This window comes from Acidiluteibacter ferrifornacis, from assembly GCF_009909615.1.
Taxonomy (GTDB): domain Bacteria; phylum Bacteroidota; class Bacteroidia; order Flavobacteriales_E; family Vicingaceae; genus Acidiluteibacter; species Acidiluteibacter ferrifornacis.
Window position 1 is genome coordinate 131,894 of the sequence record NZ_WWNE01000018.1, and the last position, 16,635, is coordinate 148,528.

Annotated in this window: 16 protein-coding genes and 1 pseudogene; 1 reads left to right on the top strand and 16 read right to left on the bottom strand. The window is 37.7% G+C overall.

Annotated elements, in window-relative coordinates; translation table 11 throughout:
* Positions 1 to 3: 3 nt before the first annotated feature.
* The 12 genes from GQN54_RS14665 to GQN54_RS14720 form a co-directional block, all read right to left on the bottom strand.
* Positions 4 to 1,329, bottom strand: coding sequence for an O-antigen ligase family protein (locus GQN54_RS14665; RefSeq protein WP_160634317.1), 1,326 nt, complete (start codon positions 1,327 to 1,329; stop codon positions 4 to 6).
* A complete protein-coding gene (locus GQN54_RS14670) occupies positions 1,316 to 2,443 on the bottom strand; it encodes a glycosyltransferase family 4 protein (protein ID WP_160634318.1) in 1,128 nt (375 codons plus the stop codon). Before GQN54_RS14670 ends, GQN54_RS14665 begins: the two co-directional genes overlap by 14 nt.
* Positions 2,413 to 3,684 (bottom strand): lipopolysaccharide biosynthesis protein, encoded by a 1,272-nt coding sequence (locus GQN54_RS14675; protein ID WP_160634319.1) that lies wholly within the window; start codon positions 3,682 to 3,684, stop codon positions 2,413 to 2,415. The genes GQN54_RS14670 and GQN54_RS14675 overlap by 31 nt, the downstream gene beginning before the upstream one ends.
* Positions 3,681 to 5,903, bottom strand: coding sequence for an exopolysaccharide transport family protein (locus tag GQN54_RS14680; RefSeq protein ID WP_160634320.1), 2,223 nt, complete (start codon positions 5,901 to 5,903; stop codon positions 3,681 to 3,683). The genes GQN54_RS14675 and GQN54_RS14680 overlap by 4 nt, the downstream gene beginning before the upstream one ends.
* Complete coding sequence (locus GQN54_RS14685; protein ID WP_160634321.1) at positions 5,900 to 6,634, bottom strand: polysaccharide biosynthesis/export family protein; 735 nt, start codon at positions 6,632 to 6,634, stop codon at positions 5,900 to 5,902. The genes GQN54_RS14680 and GQN54_RS14685 overlap by 4 nt, the downstream gene beginning before the upstream one ends.
* Positions 6,635 to 6,636: 2 nt before the next feature.
* Positions 6,637 to 7,080, bottom strand: a complete 444-nt coding sequence (locus GQN54_RS14690; RefSeq protein WP_160634322.1) for a response regulator — start codon at positions 7,078 to 7,080, stop codon at positions 6,637 to 6,639.
* A 174-nt stretch (positions 7,081 to 7,254) separates the two neighbouring features.
* Positions 7,255 to 8,487, bottom strand: a complete 1,233-nt coding sequence (locus GQN54_RS14695) for an acyltransferase family protein (protein ID WP_160634323.1) — start codon at positions 8,485 to 8,487, stop codon at positions 7,255 to 7,257.
* Positions 8,488 to 8,737: 250 nt separating this feature from the next.
* Entirely contained in the window at positions 8,738 to 9,316 is a 579-nt protein-coding gene (locus GQN54_RS14700; RefSeq protein ID WP_160634324.1) for a transposase, read from the bottom strand.
* 249 nt (positions 9,317 to 9,565) lie between these two features.
* Positions 9,566 to 11,146, bottom strand: a complete 1,581-nt coding sequence (locus GQN54_RS14705; RefSeq protein WP_160634325.1) for a hypothetical protein — start codon at positions 11,144 to 11,146, stop codon at positions 9,566 to 9,568.
* 538 nt (positions 11,147 to 11,684) lie between these two features.
* The gene (locus GQN54_RS14710; protein WP_160634326.1) at positions 11,685 to 12,545 is read right to left on the bottom strand and encodes an HAEPLYID family protein; all 861 of its coding nucleotides are present in this window, start codon (positions 12,543 to 12,545) and stop codon (positions 11,685 to 11,687) included.
* A gap of 80 nt (positions 12,546 to 12,625) precedes the next feature.
* Positions 12,626 to 12,934, bottom strand: a complete 309-nt coding sequence (locus GQN54_RS14715) for a hypothetical protein (protein ID WP_207554922.1) — start codon at positions 12,932 to 12,934, stop codon at positions 12,626 to 12,628.
* A 333-nt stretch (positions 12,935 to 13,267) separates the two neighbouring features.
* Positions 13,268 to 13,780, bottom strand: a complete 513-nt coding sequence (locus GQN54_RS14720) for a VOC family protein (protein WP_160634328.1) — start codon at positions 13,778 to 13,780, stop codon at positions 13,268 to 13,270.
* Between the two features lie 119 nt (positions 13,781 to 13,899).
* On the opposite strand from GQN54_RS14720, the gene GQN54_RS14725 reads away from it, so the two are divergent.
* Complete coding sequence (locus GQN54_RS14725) at positions 13,900 to 14,211, top strand: winged helix-turn-helix transcriptional regulator (protein WP_160634329.1); 312 nt, start codon at positions 13,900 to 13,902, stop codon at positions 14,209 to 14,211.
* 92 nt (positions 14,212 to 14,303) lie between these two features.
* Here GQN54_RS14725 and GQN54_RS14730 read toward each other — a convergent pair whose 3' ends face one another.
* From GQN54_RS14730 to GQN54_RS14745, 4 genes and pseudogenes are all read right to left on the bottom strand, one after another.
* Positions 14,304 to 14,783, bottom strand: a complete 480-nt coding sequence (locus tag GQN54_RS14730; RefSeq protein ID WP_160634330.1) for a GyrI-like domain-containing protein — start codon at positions 14,781 to 14,783, stop codon at positions 14,304 to 14,306.
* A gap of 152 nt (positions 14,784 to 14,935) precedes the next feature.
* Positions 14,936 to 15,569: pseudogene (locus tag GQN54_RS14735) on the bottom strand (nitroreductase family protein).
* Between the two features lie 4 nt (positions 15,570 to 15,573).
* Positions 15,574 to 16,023 (bottom strand): MarR family winged helix-turn-helix transcriptional regulator, encoded by a 450-nt coding sequence (locus tag GQN54_RS14740; protein WP_160634331.1) that lies wholly within the window; start codon positions 16,021 to 16,023, stop codon positions 15,574 to 15,576.
* Positions 16,024 to 16,027: 4 nt separating this feature from the next.
* Entirely contained in the window at positions 16,028 to 16,465 is a 438-nt protein-coding gene (locus GQN54_RS14745; protein WP_160634332.1) for a DoxX family protein, read from the bottom strand.
* Between the last annotated feature and the right edge of the window lie 170 nt (positions 16,466 to 16,635).

A 16,635-nucleotide genomic window follows, 5' to 3' on the forward strand; every position in this document is an offset into this window, starting at 1 on the left:
CTATTATTTAATCGCTGCATCTGCTTCAGTCGGTTGAAAAATAGGGTAGTCTATCTTGTATTTAGATTTGAATTTCTTGAGTTTTAATCGTTCATCTAGTCGCAATCTTTCCGCAGGTTTAATGATGAATAGCAAGGTGAGAAACTGCCAAAACAAAATACCGTAGTTGGCATCTCCGAAAATTCCAAACTCTGTAAATGAGTTGATGATGACCGGAATGAAAAGCGCTATAAAAAAGTTGCCGTAAGGATGGTTCTTGTGCAGTATGAAATTCCGAATAGTGAGCACCACATTCCAAAATCCGATAAAGAAACCAACAAATCCTAAATTCATTAAAATCTGCATAAAAGTATTGTGTGTCATTCGTGCAGGATAGGTATTCAACCCTTGAAAATAATCGGTGTAATTGATTCGCATAAATCCATAGCCAAAAAATGGCTCGTGTACGATTCCTTCATTTAGTAAAGCCGTCCAAAAGGGCAACCTTCCCGTCATGCTCAATACTTCTTCTACGCCGCCATCGTCTTTAAAAACGACAAATCGAATCAATAAAGGAACGGCGATAGTGATGCCAGTAAACATGACAATTTTTAGATTTTTGTTGTTTGATTTTAATACGAGAATTCCCATAATCATCAAGAAACCGATGGCACTAGATCGTGATGATGTCCATACCAGAACCAAGATAGAAGCTAACATCATTAAGAATCCCCAGAATTTGTGTTTAGAGATTTGCAAGTACATATAACTCATTCCTGCACTGATACTCGAAAGCATTCCTAGTTCATTCGGATTCATAATATATCCGCCGAGGCGCTGCTCTTCGCCACCTCGCATTCCACGGTAAAAAGTGTCTTCGTCGATTAACGATCCAATCACGAAAGTGAGCATGATGGGAAAAATAGACCAAGCAAATAGGCGAATAAAGTTGATGCTTTTCTCTGGGTAGTGGGTGTTGTAAATCACCACGGCTTTCATAAATAGCAATACAAAAATGAAGCTCTCCACCGTCATAAACCACTGCAATGCTGAATACTGCCATTTAGAACTCCACATGAAAGAGGCAAAGCCTAATAAAAGGTACATGACATAAAAAGCAGGGGCAAGGGTGTTTTCATACTTGAGTGCGCTAACGTGGCCTAATTTCTTTAAAACAGAAAGCACATAAATGATGGCTCCAGCCATTCCAATCCTACTAATGGTTTTGAAGACTTGGTTGATTCCTCGTTCTTCAACAATGCTGAAATATCCCGCAATCATCACGAATAAAATGATGGTGAGGATGGTTTCCATATTTCGGATAATGAAGGGCAGTCTATGCGGTTTCATAAGTATTGATGTGGCGTTGTGCAATGGTCGACCAATCAAAATGGGTTTCAATCATTTTTCTGGCGTTCTTTCCTAATTCTTGAGATTCTTGGGTTTGGATAGCCGTGAAAGCATTTTCTAAAGCGGCAGTAACACCTGCTACTGTATTTTGCTCGGTTACGAATCCTGCTCTGTTTTTGGTGATGTAGTTAGCTAGGTTGGTCTCTTTGCTCACAATGGCAGGAATACCTTCGCTAGCGGCTTCTAAAACCACTCCTGGCAATCCCTCGTTTCGAGAGACCAAACAGAGAAAGTCCAGTTGTTTTACCAACTGATCTTTTTCATTTCCATATTTTGCACCTAAGAATTTCATATGATTCCCAATATGTAATTTCTGTGCCAGCTTTTCTAAGTTAGCTCGGTCAGGACCGTCTCCAACGAGTTGTAGTTCGCTGTTAGCGTTGTGTTTATGTATGAAATTGGCAAAGCCTTCCAATAGGGTGTCGAGGCCTTTAGTATGGGTATCCAATCGGCCTACAAATCCAAATACGGGAGTGTTATTCCCAATTTTGGAATCATTTGATGCTGTCGCTGCAGTGACTTCTTGTCCATTTGGAATCAATTGATAGGGTACAGTGCCAAATACTTTAGTGGTTCCGGTCACTTCACTTTCTCCTATAAGGTGGATGTGCTTGGCATTTTTCACCAAGAACGATTCTAATAATAGGATGTAGGCTTTTTTCTTCCATTTACCTCTCTCCAATGCAATCGTGTTAAACGCACCATGAGGCGTGAATACGTAATTGAGGTTGTTTTTAACAAGTAGTTTTGCAATGGGATTGAATTGAGGAATGAATCCACCGTGAAAATGAAAAATTACATTGAGATCCTTCAAACCTTCGATCTCTGTTTTTAGATTGGGATCGATGCTAAACTTACCAGTGTCTTTGAACAACTGCGTGTTATACGACCGATTGGGATAGTCGTGCACTGGGTTTTTAGTAATTCCCCATACAGTCACATTTTTTCCTAAAATGGCTTGATTTTCCGCTAGGCTATTGACTACTTTGTTTACCCCGTTCATTCGATTGGGATTGGCTTTTCCTAGGATAATGTGAATAATCTGAAGTTCCATTTTACTTTGAATTTTAAAAAGGTGATGAAGGAGATAAAACTGATGATTTGTGTGCCTGCGATTCCAACCAATACACCAGTTAAGCCATAATCTGTTGCCAATACTTTTCCTGCTAGTAAACTAAAAGAAGTGGTGAATACATAGCTCCAAAAGATGATTTGATTGTATTCCAATGTTCTAATGATGAACCGAAGTAGAGTGCCTAAAAAGACAAGTATATAAATGCCACAAAAGGCCAACAATACAAAACTGTATTGCAAATATTCATCTCCATAGATGGTGGTCATGATTTGTTGATGGAAAATACCAACTAAGATTAGTACCAAAGCTACTGGAGTTAAAAACTGTATCGTCGTTTTTTGCATGTAAATGCCCAGCGCTTTAATTCCACCACGGTGATAGGCTTCAGCAGATCGCACGGGTATGATGTTTTCCATGGCTTGGAACAACACATTAAGCACACCCATTAAGTTTTGAGCCACCTTAATAGCTCCAATCGCAGCAGGTCCTAGAATGGAAGCGGCAAATAAGATGATGTAATTGGCTGAAGACCATTGCAACATAGCGGTAGCCAATAAAAATCGACTGTAATTCCACAGTGTGGCTGCTGTATTTTTAATATCTTGAAAAATAAAGGTTGGTCGGATGCGAATGATGATGTAACCCAAAGAAAGCAATTGAGCTCCAAAAATCGCCGCCAAAGCCGTTTGCAAACTCAATAAATCCAATCCGTAAAGCGCAATCACTATAAGTGGCTGCAAAGCATATCCGTAAACATCGATGAAGACTACTTTTTTGGGTTGGTGTGTGGTGAACAATACGCGTCTTGAAAAATCATTGAATAAATAAACAGCAACCAATAAACCCAAGGTGATGCTGATTCCATTGAAGTTCCAAGTAGGATTAAAATAGATGGCACTTTCTACGATAGCTACCACGATGAAAAAACTCAATACGCTAAACAAAATTTGAATGAAGTACAACTGAGCCATCCATTGAGCGGGATTTTCTTGTTTGGGCGTTAGCGCAAATAGGGGAGCCGTTAGAAAAGCTTGCTGAATGCTAGAAGAGAAGAATAAAACCATCCATGCCAATGAGAACAAGCCGAAGGTTTCGATTCCTAAGAAGCGAGCCAATAGAATGCCAATAGTGAAATTGACTCCGCTCACTAAACCTTGATCTCCAAAAATCCACACTTTTGCTTGGTTCTTCGACCACAATTCCATCATCCTATTTTTCATCTTAGATAGGTGTTGAGGTAAGTGGAAATTTTTAGTTTGATGCTGCCAGGTATAGATTGCTGACGGAATCGAGTGCCTACAAAGTTGCCGCTGTAGTTAGATGCTTTATGGGCGTCGTTTAATATTAATTGTACGTTTTCTAATTGGTATTCTTCCACCAATCGATCTGCGTGGCTTAAATAGTCGATACTTGTTTTGTTCGAACGTATTACATATAAACTAATGTCGGCCAACTTCATAGCTTCAATGCCATCAATAGCAATTCCTGAAGCTACGGTGTCGATGATGACTAAATCAAATTGTTCTTTTAATAGAGATAGTTTTGCGCTCAAATCCAATGCATTGGTGTTAGCAATGTGCAAGTGTGTTAAAGAATCGGTGATGGTTTGCTTTGTCGTTAAAAAATCGTTGAGCTCGTTAGAATTATGGATGTCCTCAGCCTCCATGCTTACGATGGCAATGCGCATATCTGTATTGGATAAACAAGCCGCTAAATGATTGGCGATATAGGTTTTCCCTTCTCCATCTATTGTAGAGCTAATGGCAAGGATGGTTCCTTTGTTCAATTGCCCTTTTAGTTGCAAAGTTTTCGCTAATCCTAAAAAGTCAGAATCTGCATTGCCATTTCGAATCAATCCCAATAAAGGCAAGTCGGAATGTCTTTCGATGTCTTGACGACCAGTCACTTTTGCTCTAGCGTATTTTCTCAAATAGATAAAAGCTACCGCCAATATGATTCCGAATAACCCCGCCACAAAAGTGATCAATGTTTTATTGGGCGCTACAGGTTTAGTTGGTGCTTTTGCTTCCTGAATGATTCGGTGAAAAGCCAAGTTAGCTGAAGCGGCTATAGAAGCTTCAATTTTCTTCTGAGACAAGAAATTATAGACTTGCTCCTGTATACTGAAATTGCGCTCCAAAATGCGAAGTTCTTTTTCGCGAGTAGACAACCCATCAAATTGTTTAGAAACTAATCCCAAAGACTTTTCAATTTCTTTCTTTTTGGTCATTATTTCTACTTTGTTGCGCTTGATGGCCTCCACGATGTATTTCTTTAACTCTTCTATTTTTTGATCTACCGATTGTACTTCGCTGCTTTCTGGAGTGTATTTTACCAATAAGTCAATTCGCTCATCTTGCCATAGTTTTAACTTTTTAACCAATTCAGTCATCAATAAATCTCCAAAACCAAAATTGATGGATCGTTCATTGAAATAATCGCCGCCTGAAATGTATTCCTCCAATTCTAGGACGGCAGTTTCGTTCATTTCTAAATTGATCAACTGCACTTCAAGATTCGATATTTGTCGCAAGCCTGTTTCCGTTTCTTGACGGGTATTGACTACTCCGTTTACGGCCTTATATTGTTCTAAAGCGATTTCAGTTTTGTGCAGTTCGTCTTGTACCTCTATTAGTTTCTGATCGATAAATTCTACTGTTTGCTCGGCGGCTTGTCGTTTGGTAGTGACGTAATCTGAGATGTATGTTTTACAAAGTGCATTGGCCAGGTCGGCTACTTTATTTGGGTGTTGGTCTTTGTATACAACTCGAATGATTGGTAATTCTTTGTCCACTTCTACAATGTCTAATCGATCGGTTACATCCCCGATTAGTCCATCCTTAGAGAAAATGTGAACAATGTATTCTCCTGATAGTTGTAACTCCCGCTGAGCCAAAATGGCTTCGTTTTTTTCAATTTTTAAAACACCTCCATCCAATAGCAATCCTTCGCCTAGGGCAGTTTCTGGAAAGGGAAGTGGTTCTCCATCTTCATCAATCAATAAAAAAGTATGGTTATCGGTGATTCGGATGAAATAATCTTTGTTGTATAAATCAGCATTTACAAAATCATAACTAATGATAATGGGACTATCGTCATACAACATGGTGTTTTTAACTTTACCTTTTCGGAAAAGAGAGACAGAAAAATCAACGCTGTCCAAAGCCATACCAATTAAAAGCGGAGAATTTAAAACCGCAGCTTCTGCTTGAATTTTGTTTTCGGTGCTGAAGACATCAAAATCGGAATAAAGAGAATTGTTACTAAATCCATATTTCTGATTGTCTAGCTTAATTCTCGCTATGGTTTGATACGTATTTGGGGTATAGTTAACCACCTGACGCGCTAGATATAAAGCTCCTACAAAGAATCCAATGATAATTGGCAATCCTTTGATTAACGGTAATAATTGTCTTTTTATGGCTTGGAATCCGCTCATTGTGCTAGTATAAAAGATGCAACAACTGCAATAGCTGTTATGGTACTTGCGATAGGAATTAGTCGTGGTGCTTTCTCGTCAATGGCTTTTCCTCTTGTTGCGGTTACTACTAAGATGTCATCCGATTGCAACAATAAATTGTGTAACTGAAATTCATCCATTTTTTGCAGGTCTAAAGAGTAATTGCGGTTGTTTCGCACCAACATAATTTCCTTCATATTGGCATAGTTGGTAAAACCTTGTGCTCTTCCTATTACTTCTAATAAATTGACTTGTTCTTCATCAAGAATATAGTTGCCTGGGCTTCTTACTTCTCCCAAGATGGTTACTTTTCGGTTGAGAATCTTCACCACTATGATGGGATCCTTGATGTTTAAGGCATACAATTGCAGCAAAGTGTCTGCTGCTTGAGTGCAGGTTAATCCACCCAATTTTACCTTTCCCACTTTTGGAAGTTGTGCATATCCATTCTGATCTACCAACACCCATTTTCCGTAAGATTCATTGGAGTTGTAAATGCTAAATACCGAGCCTAAACTAATGTCGTCGTGGTTCCAAATACTTAAACTCAATTTATCATCAGGGCGTATGGTATGCTGAAAGTTGCTGTCAAGTTTTAATAAGTCTTGGATATCGCCTTCTGTTTTGGACACCAAAAACTGTTGGTTGGAGCAAGAACTCAATCCCAAAACGGCAACGGCTATACTGAAGATTAAAATAATTCTTTGCATAACTATACCACTAAGGAGATTATTTTTCTAAAAAAACCTGGATCTTTTCGATTGAGCATTTCGTTGACATTTTTGATTTTAACCAAAACCTCTTCGATGGACTTTAAATCGTTTTGCCCTTTAATGATGTAATCAAAAGCGCCATATTTTAAGGCGTCTACCGCTGTTGCGATATCTTCTTGTCCGGAGATAAATACCACATAAATATTGGGATCAAATCGTTTTACTTTTTGCAGCACTTCCATACCGCTGAGGTTTTCCATTTGATGATCCAATAAGATAATGGTAGGTTCTTCGATTAAGGCATTCAAACAATCCTGACCATTGTCGAAAAGTTGAACATCTTCGTAACCTAAATTCTTTAAATGCTGCGCATAAAGGTTGGCTGTTAATGCATCGTCGTCTACGATGAAGAGTTTTTCTGTTTTATTCATTGGAGTTTGCATAATTTTTTAATTTAATAAGGTCAATGCGATTGATGTGCCAGTTGTTGTTTTTGTTGTAATAATTTGATTATAAAGTAGTTTGTAAGAAGTTGTTTGCTGTCGTTTTCCTGATATTGGATTATTTTTCCAATAATTGGAATTTGATAGTTCGCCTTGAACCGTATCGATTTAGCATTATATAGTGGCGAGCTGTTGAGACTGGTTCTTTTGGGCGTCGGCTAACTTTTTTCGCTTTTGAGCCGCCTGATGTCGTTTCATAATCGGTTGCTCAAAATATTTGAAGGACAGCTGCGCCAATCCAATGGTGATGGCAAACACCATTACATAGAAACTGAAAATGTACAATAGAAAATGATTGGCGAAAAGTCCAGTTTTGAGGTAGAAAAAGGAAACGATATACACCACAAACATGTGCATGAGGTAAATACCAAAGGTGCGCTGACCAATCCAATCGAAGACTTTATTGTCGAGCTTGATGATGTTCTTGGGATTAGTACCGACATTAATAATGATCCAACCGTACAATAACGATAGCGGAAGGGTAATGGTGTTTTTAATGAAAACACTGTCTGTTTTAAAGCCATACCAAGCCACCAAAAAAGCGAAGATAGTGAGTTGCAACCATTTTTTTGAAAAGATCCACAAACCCAACAATTGATCGCGACGATAGAAAAGGAGGTAACCCAATAATGCACCAATGGCCATGTAATGGAAACGTAAGGTGTTGACGAAGGCACTCCATTCTTTGGACAATCCAAAAATGCCGTAAGCGTTACCGATGCTGACAAACACCGAAAGCACAATAACGGTGATTAAAAAGGCTGGAAAATACTTCATTTTAAACTTCATGAACGGCAATAAAATCCAATAAAACTGCTCTTGAACACCAATGGACCAAGACACATTTAAAGCACCGCCCACATGGTATAAACTGTTGATGAGGTTGGGTAAGAAGAGGAGGTAAAGCACTGCAGCTAAACCGAGGTTGTAATCGGTGTAGGACTCCATTCCTAAATTAGGAACGACCAACCAATAGAACACCAAACCCGCTGCTACTATGGTGTAATAGAGTGGAGCCAAACGCGCAAACCGATTCGACAAGAACCGTTTGATGTTGATGGTGCCAGTTTTTTCGTATTCTCCGATGCGGATGTACGTAATGAGGAAGCCACTAAGGGTAAAGAAGAACGACACTGCACCTTTATACAAAAAAGCAAACTCAGGCAGTTGGGGGATTCCCACTACCTTTTGGTTGTTTTGGATGTGCATGGCGATGATGAAAAAGGCCGCTAAAAACCGCAAGGTGTTTAGGCCATACAAGTAATTCTTGTCCAACGCTTCTGTGGCAATAGCCGGAAGGCGGTTGGATTGTTGATTTGGTTTGAAAAATGAAAAAAATCGTTTCATAGCATTCTGCCATTTTGTGGGCAGAACGCCGTATGCCAATGCAGCGCCAAAAAGTCAACTATTTTTATTTTAGTGACTTAATGTTGTAGGTGTGTTGTTGGATTCTATTTGGTGGAAAGGTTTTCCGGATATTGGAATTGGGGTTAATGTATCTTGGCTGTAGTTAATTCTTTTTTTATTACTGTTTATGCATTTGTTATTTTTTACCTAGCCTGCATAGGCAATGCAATAATTATCAATATAAATTATTTTACGGCCATTTAGCAGGGTTATTTATAATGTATGCTGTAATTCGTTGAAATGATTCGTCATTTCGGATAATGTGATCATGAAATCGGGGTTGCCATGCCATTGGCAATTCTAATCGGTTGCAATATTTGGTTACGGCCGATTTATAGGAACGTATGATGGATGAAATGGTATTCGACGATGGCGAAATGGTGGCCATTTGGTCGTTTTTGATTTGGGTTGTTTTTGGCGTTGCGTTGTCCGTTGGGACGTTGGTAGAGACGTTGCGTGCAACGTCCCTACGGTCATCTGTTAAATATTTATCATTTCCTTGTAAAATTAAAATCCCATGAACATGATTCGGCATTACCACAAATTCACCCAATTCAACATTTTTTGCGTGATTTTTTATTTCATGCCACAATACATGTGCAATAGCACCTGCAGATGTTACCTGCATTTTACCATTTTCTATTTCACCGAAAAAATGGATGCGGTCTTTGGTGCAAATGGTGATGAAATAGGCCGCATCGCTGCCATAATCCCAATTCTTTAACCTTGCAGACTCGCTTCTATATTTTCCTCTAAATTTTTCCTTCATCAGGCTTGAAACTGTTCTAAATTCACGTCTTCATCAGGCAGATAAATGGATAATAATTGATCAAATTCTTTTTCAAGAATTTTCTCTTTTGAAAAGAATTTTGGGATAACTCCAAAGTTCTTTTCAACTGCCTATTTTCAAATTACTAAGATAAAGGAAACCTTATTCGTTCTCACACCTTGTTGAAAAATAAAGTGTTAAAAAAAGCCTGGCACAAAACCAGGCTTTTTAGAGTGTCAATCAGTGCTATTAATGCTTTGGAGCAGCAGAATCTCCATTGGGTATAGCAGTATATAGCTCAATACTAGTAGGTAATCCGTAAGGTTTGCGCTTTCTATTATCTTCCTTGGTGGCGGTCACAGTGGTTATACAGGTATTCCCTTTTCCACCATCTGTTCCTAATGAAAGGATAACTTCGTTTTCATCTTGATCGATAAATCCCACGATATACATTAGGGGTACCACCGTTAAATTGGTATAGGATACACCTTTATATTCAATCTCTGAGTCGCTTTTAATCACTATCGTTTCAGTAGAGTTTTCCGTAACTTTAAGAGGAGCACCTGAAAATCCCATCAATGGCACTACGTTTAGCAAAGAGATACCTGAGAATTGGGCAACGTTGTAACTTCCTGAAATACTTACTACCGATCCATAAAAGTTGCCAACATTTTCATATGCACTTTGATATCGGCGTGTAAAATGGATGGTCAGCTCACTTCCTACGGGATCATTAATTGGGATAGTTAGCGTCCAATTGTTTCCATTGTTTATAAAAGACATGGTACTATCGAAGGTATAAACGGTGGTAGAAGTGCCATTTAAAGAAACGCCAATGGTTACTTTAAAATCTTTTTCCGTTTTTCCGTCTTTTACGCTTGTTTTGTACTCTCCTTCGATGGAAATGAATGCATTTTCAGTAAATACTTGAGAACTGGAAGCAAGGGGGTAGAATCCTGCAAAATTGGCTAAATCTTCGCTTTGGGTATTGGTTCCCTTTACTGGAGCCTTGATAGGCGTAGAGGTAACTGTTTGTATCGAACGAGGAATAGAAATTTTGGTGCCCTTTAATGAAAAAAGATCGTTACACACTTTACCCCCTTCAGCAGAGGTTCCCATGATGATGCTGTAATTCAATAGCCCATCTAAGGAGCTGAAAGAGAACACATACATATTTAGGTTGTAAATGAAAAGGTCAACGTCTTGCAAATGTCCTGGACCGCCGATTGGATTGGTGTAGTTGTATTGAAGGGAGTTGTCAGTTCCTATTTTTAGGATTTCTGCACCTTTTCCTTTATCGTCGTAGTAAGTACCGGCATACATTTCCATTGGAATAGGGTTGTTGTAAGTTTTTCCATTTATGGATGTTTTCGCTGTACTATCTCCTTCAGTGATGGTTCCTTGAAAAGAGGAGGTTATTTTTTGGTCGTTGTCTTCACGACTGAATTGAAGGGTGAAGTTGGGTACACCACTGTTTTTTCCTCCTTGTGCTGTTAAAGTCATTCCTGACCAAGTAACTGACTCGAAATCGCGATGAGGACCAGTCAAATGATACACTTTGGAAGAGGTTCCATCTTTTGAATATATAAGCGCAACATGAGGGGTAACGACTCCTTTATTGACTAGTAAATTGGTATCGATAGTAAGGAAAGCACCAGTATCATTTAAGGCATAATAGCCGTTGAAAGAAAGTAACGGTTCAGCTTCTCCGATTGGATTGGGATAAGGAGTATTTTTATCGGCCAACTCTAAAAGATAGTGGTGTAGCTCTGTTAAATGTTCAGCAGCTTTTTTAATGGTTGGAATAACGGATGTGGTTAAAATAGACATGATAATTGTTGGGTTATGCTACAACGTAGCGGTTAGTAAAATGAATCAAAATCCCTTAAGGAACTGTTTAATATTGATGACTCAAATGTCCGATGAATGCAGTGTTTGCCCTAGGTAGAAAATACCTGATTTACAAAATGGGGTACTAATACCTATACCTAATCATCTTTTTTAATAAAATAGAAGGATGTATTTAACGCACAGGAAAGTTGGAGTTAACCGCATTATTCATTCGGAGAAAGGCTTCATGGATTGTGACAACTGATGTATATAAAAAAAGCGACTTGAAATTGCTTCCAAGTCGCTTAGATGATAATGCTGCTATATGTTACTTCAGGTATTCATTGAGTGCGTTTATGTATAACGCATGGAAAGCACTGCTCGAAAATGGATTCTGACTAGTTACCAAGTTTCGATTTTATACAGCAAAGTTGGCTTTAGGTAGGCCGCTTTAATATTTCAGCCCCATCTTTTTCAGTTGTTTGGCTATTTTCCTGTTCTTCGGTTGGCCTTTCATACTGAATCGTTCATTCACAAATTATTTGGGATGATGACCAGGTTCCCATATTAAACGAGCAAACGAGCTCAGCCTTTGATTTTCTCTACTAACAGGGATACCAGCGACAATGCCAATCAAGAGATTGTCGGCAATTCCGAGCCGCATTTGCGGACGAATGGTTAAATCGAAATCTTCGTCACTAAAAGTTTTGTTGAATTCAAGTCCGATGAAATTTCGAGTTCCCATTATCATATAATGAAAGCTAGTATTGACATCATAGGTGGTATGAACTTTATTGGTACTGAAATACTGCTCCATCTTAGGGCCGGTATAAAGTAAAGAATGAAAATTAGTACCCCAGCGTTTGGCCACAACAAAAAACGGATTGTAGACATTTCCTTTGATAATTGGGTTCCCAAAATTTTCAAAATCCGAAATTTCAAATTCATTGATATATCCAATTGCCATTGAAGTAGAGGTGGGTTCACTGACAAAAAATGACCATTGGGCAGCAACCTTCAAACTATTTAGACGGTGGGCAGGAATGGAGTCATTTGCTGTTCCATTTACTGGAGAATAGAATGTAAAAGGCAGTTCTACTTCCAAACCCAAACGATCAATTGGAGCCCATTCATATTCTATCAAGGCTTCGTAGGAATCAAACTTTAAATTGTCGGTTAGGCCTAGTCCTACGTTCCATTCTTTTTCCCCTTTTCTAGCGCCTAAGTCTCGGATTAAATCAATGTATAAGGGTTCGGCGTGTAACACTTTATCTGGTCCCTGTTGGTTTTCGTATTGCTGAATGTAAATGCTATCCTTTTCTTGATCAGTGTTTTGTGAGATGGCAGGTGCGGCGTATGCCCATACCAAGTTTAATAATAGAAATGTTCTGATATTCATAAGTGATTTGATTTTATGCTATTAAAAAGTGCCCCATGTATCAGTTTACATAGGGTATTAAAAGTGAAATAAAAGTCAAATCAAGCTTTGGGTGGAGGACTATCTATTTCTAGATAGCTAGAAATAATTTGCACATCAAAATGAGAGAACGAGTTTCTTTTTTTTATGAAAGGGTTTTGGCAATTTAGGTCAGATGGTGTTAAATGAGCCAATAAATCAATTTTGACTATTAATTCTTTGTTTTGATCTTCATTTTCTGGTTCATCATATTCTGCTATAGCGTTTTCAAACCCCATGAACTGCTCAATAACGATTTCTACAATACTCTCTTGATCATTAAAAAGGAAATCCTCCTGAATAATTTTATAATTTGGGTCGACGTTATCCACGCTGATGTTTAAAAGATACAATCCCATAAAGCCCCATAAGAGCCTAGTGAAAAAAATGTTGCGAATTAAACTCACCATAATTTAGTTGGCATCATTAAAAAGGTAGATTTGGAAACGATTAACCATCGAACGAATTTAGCAACATTTATTTTGCTGTAGTGTAGTGAGCATTTAATTTTTAGATAGTTTAAAATTTTAGATTGATATTGTTTTTCTTCACACTGTGTTGAAATGTAATGTGTTGATTTATTTTCGTCATTAATTAAAATACAAAGGCGACTTGAAATTGCTTCCAAGTCGCTAAGAAGTGGTGTGTATTCCTAAAATTCTCAATTATTTGCTATAAGCCCCTGAAGAATAGGTTAATTCATAGCTGTGCGTATAGATTTCAAAAACAATTCCAAATGGGTCTTCCACGTAACACATCTTAAATGGCTTATCATTCGGATAATATTCTCGAATCGGCATTCGTTGTTTTCCTCCATTGGCTACTATTTGCTCAATTAATGCTTCAATATTGGGGTCTTGCACACAAAAGTGAAATAACCCGGTGTTGAAAGGATTAAATTTAGGAGCTTCTTTTACCCCATGAGGGAAAGTAAACAACTCCACACCAATGCCGTCTGAAGTTGCTAAATGGGCAATCTCAAAAGTTTCCCAATCATCACCAAAAACATCAATGCACATTTGCCCAATGGCAGTATCTGTTTCCTTCTTTACGATGGATGGTTCCATAATGACATACCAGCCCATTACTTCTGAATAAAATTTCACAGCTTGATAAATATCTGGTACCGTGATGCCAATGTGTGAAAATGATCTTGGATATTTTTTATTTTCTTTCATTATCTCTCTTTTTTTATGCAAAGGAAGTGTAGCTTTGTCAAAATAGCAATAACTTACCAAAAAGTAATATAGTTTACTAATGGAGTATTTTGCAGATTTATAGATTATTACTGTTTAAAATGAATCAAGAGAAATACTGTCCGCTTAATTATACCATGAATTTAATCGGTACGAAATGGAAACCAATGATATTATTTCATCTGTTGGAAGGTGGTTTGCGTTCGGGCGTATTACAGAAACACATTGAAGGAATTTCCAATAAAATGTTCACCCAATCTGTTCGGGAATTGGAAAAGGACGGTTTAATTGTGCGCAAAATTTATCCTGTGGTTCCACCAAAAGTAGAGTATAGCTTAAGCGAGAGAGGTAAATCGTTGGAGCCTATTTTAAGGAGTCTGGATCAGTGGGGAGAACGGGATAGTAGGAGGTGACAAAATAATGGACTAAGAAAGAAAGGTTATATCATTTACCTATTCTTTTTATAATCCAATATTCAGTTTTTATTTCTTTTTGCTATTACATCCTAGCTTTTTACTTTGATAGGTATCCATATTTCTTCATCAGAATTAGGGTCATTATTTTTATAATTTTCACCCAAAACCTCAAAATGTGGTCTATCGTCCAACTCATATATGGAATGGGGTAGCCATTCTTCGAATATATAATTAAAAATAAGAGGGTTATTGTTTAATCCTTTGTAATCAAAAATGGCGTAGAGTCCCTCCACTAAATCAAAAGTTTCCATTTTGGCAGGGATGAATTCATAACTCGAAACTTCAACTGCAGCCCATCTTTCAAATAAGTTTGAAGGACTAAAATCAACAAAATGATTAGAATCATAGACCACCATTGAAATGAAGTTTTCATTCGATTTATTAGTAATTCCTTCATGATTAGAGTTAAAGTTTTTCCACAATTCTTCGATGCAATAGTCTGAAAAACTCATTTTTAATCGCATGCCTATTAACTTTTTTTGGGGGAGTTTTTTTATTCTTGATTGCATTTTTAGTAGTGATTTTTAATTGTGTCGGATGGATAGAATAGATAAAACATTGTAACTATTGTAAAAATAGGCATTACATTGAGGTGTTAAAAACAAAAGCGACTTGAATTTTCTTTCAAGTCGCTTTCATTAATAATTGGTTGTTCCCTTAATTAATCCATTACTGTTATTAATTTATCTTTTGGCTTTCTCACCTTTTCAAGGTTAACTAGCCAATCTTTTTCAGCTTCTCTATACCCGATAGGAAGCATCACACAACTCATCAATCCCTTCTCTTTTAAACCTAAAATTTCATCTACGGCAGCAGGATCAAATCCTTCTAATGGAGTAGCATCAACCCCTTCAAAAGCTGCTGCTGCTATAGCTTGTGAAAATGCAATATAAGCTTGTCTTGCAGCATGATTAAAGTTTTCCTCAGCCTCTTTCTGTGGATAGCTGTTTAATAGCATCTGGCGGTAATTTTCCCATCCTTCGTTTTTGAATCCACGGACCTCATTCGTTAAGTCAAACATATAGTTGATTCGATCAGCTGTGTAGGTGTCCCAAGCCGCAAAAACCAATAAATGCGAACAATCGGTTATTACTGATTGATTCCATGCCACCGGCCGTATTTTTTCTTTCAATTCTTGGTTGGTAATTACAATGATCTCAAAAGGCTGTAATCCACTTGAAGTAGGAGCCAAAGAGGCCGCTTCTAATATGTTGTCTATTTTTTTCTTGAGGTACTTTTTGGCCATTCATAGCTTTGGCAGCGTATCTCCAATTCAATTTTTCTAATAATTCCATAATTCTATTTTTGTTTGTCTTTTAATATTTCAATCCATTGATTCAATTGATGTCTCATTTGAATAACATCATCTAGCTCCACCGAATCAGACAATAAATGATCTAACATTTGCTCAGGAATAAGTTTGGCCTTTGCTTCTAAAGCTTTGCCTTTATCAGTTAATTTCACTTTCACGCACCTTTCGTCGTCACTAGATCTGTTTCGCTCTATTAATTCCTGCTTGGCCATTCGTTGTAACAACGGTGAAATGGTGTTGGTTTTTAAAATCAATTTTTTCGCCACGTCGTTCACCGAGATTTCATCGTTTTCCCAAAGTACCATCAACACCAAGTACTGAGGGTAGGTGATGCCCATTTTATCCAAATATGGTTGATAGGCTTGTGTAATCAATCTTGAGGCTGAGTACAATGGGAAACAAATTTGGTTGCTCAATTTTAATTGTTCTGTGCTCATAAGTCTAATGGGTTGAGTTCGCTTTATTTTTCTTTAATTGATAGGACTTCCAAGCACCAGAAGACCATAGTGCCCATGCGATCAATACCGGTTGAAAAAACAAACGAATCAATCGAGCACGATCAGAGTCTAATGCACCAAACGCATCTCTTCCTTCTATATATTGTGAAATGTTCCCGGGGAAAATGAGAACGAAAAAAATAGCCAACGCCCCACCGAATTCTATCCGTTTGTTTTTCCAAAGCGCTAAACCAAGTCCAAGGACAATTTCTACAATGCCTGATAAAATGACCACTAAATCTTTACTCAATGGGACCCAATCTGGTACTTGTGCTTGAAAGTCGATTCGGTTAAATGAAAGATGACTAATGCCCGCATACACCATAAACAAGGCGAGAAGGATTCTAAATATATTTTGAAGTGTCGAAGTTTTAACTGTCATGGTATTTTATATCTTTTTCGATTATATCGTGTGCGATACAAATGTACGTCAACTTTTAGAGTTGGCAATACTTTTAAGATTTTTTTAGATTTTTAATTGTAAGTGTATATTATTAATTGAGCTATAGGCTTTAATTTTAAGCCTATAGCTAGTTTTGTAAATTCATAGTT